General features: G+C 60.8%; 2 protein-coding genes and 1 pseudogene. 2 read left to right on the forward strand and 1 reads right to left on the reverse strand.

Going from position 1 to position 1,220, the window contains the following annotated elements; all coding sequences use genetic code 11:
* Positions 1-408 (forward strand): annotated as a pseudogene (locus A2I95_RS39800) (chorismate mutase); the annotation flags it as partial.
* 66 nt (positions 409-474) lie between these two features.
* Positions 475-762: a hypothetical protein gene (locus A2I95_RS39805; protein ID WP_027259343.1), complete on the forward strand. Its 288-nt coding sequence runs from the start codon at positions 475-477 to the stop codon at positions 760-762.
* A 35-nt stretch (positions 763-797) separates the two neighbouring features.
* Here the strand turns inward: A2I95_RS39805 and A2I95_RS39810 are convergent.
* Positions 798-1,220 (reverse strand): DUF817 family protein (locus tag A2I95_RS39810; protein WP_291737860.1); only part of this gene is annotated, 423 nt, incomplete at its 5' end.

The raw sequence follows: 1,220 nt of genomic DNA on the forward strand, positions 1-1,220 counted from the left end.
GCCCAAGCGGTGGCCGAGATGGAGAACGAGCTGACGGTCCGCCGCCAGACCCTCGACCGGCTGGACACAAGGATCTTGCAGCTGCGTCAGTCGGTGGAAACCGCCAGCCGCCGCATCACCGACCTGAAGCAGGGCGCCATTGCCGCCCGCGCCACCCGGCGCGAGCAGGACATCCAGCGCCGCCTGCGCCGTCACACCGGCGGCGATAGCCCGGCCGAAGAAGCCGAGGCGCTGATCAGCGAAGTCTTGCAGCGTGATGATCCGTTCGAGCAGGGGGAAATCCTGCGCGAAATCGACGGTGAGTTGAGCAACAGCACCATTGCCGATGATCTGGCGGATGCCGGTTTCGGCCCCCGCAGCCGCAGCACTGCCGCCGATGTGCTGAACCGGCTTAAAAGCAGCAGCTAAACAGGCTTTGCCCTGGTCCGGTCCGCCGGCGCGCATAGACCAACTTGTATTTTCTGGAGAAACGACATGTTTACCGACAACACTGACAACAAACTGATTATCTTTCTGAACTCTGCCGGCGTCGCTATCGCCTATGCAATGCTGGGGATTTCTCTGTGGCTTTCAACTGAGGTGCCGCTGGCAACCAAAGGATTTTGGGCGATGGCGGTGCTCTTGCTGACACTGAGCCTGGTCAACGTGGTGAAATACCGGTTTGATCACCGCTCCAGCGAAGACCGCATCCGCAAGATCGAAGAGGCCCGCAACGAACGGCTGCTGGAAGACGCGTTGCTGGACGCCAAACAGGATCTCTGATCCGTTTTAAGTAAACCCGGCCCGGCGCCCGCCCTTTATTGGCGGGCGTTTTGCATCTGCCGGGCAGGGGTTGCCGTGGGAGACAGCGCCTCGCGGAACACCAGCGTCACGGTGACAAAACTGACGTGCAGCAGCAGATACCAGGACCCCATCTTGGCCAGGTTCACCCATTCGCCGCTGGCCTGGCCATTGTACAGCCAGGTCTTGGTGCTGGTGCCGATGTTTTCTGCCAGCCACAGAAAGAAACTGGACAGAAACGCAGCCACCGGCAGCGGCATCCAGTAGCTGCGCTCGCCAATGCGGAACCAGATGCGGGTGCTGGCAAACAGCAGTACGGTGGCCGCAAACAGGCCCATCCTGATATCGGGAAGAAAATGATGGGCGTAGAAGTTGCCATAGATGGCAACGGCCATCAGCACCGTGGCCCGGAACGGCGGGTAGGGGGCAAAGCGCATATC

This window comes from Leisingera sp. F5 (genome assembly GCF_001593695.1).

What these genes read in the sequence shown, in the direction of transcription:
- A2I95_RS39805 (WP_027259343.1), top strand. Translation starts at nt 475, where the DNA reads ATGTTTACCGACAACACTGACAACAAACTGATTATCTTTCTGAACTCT.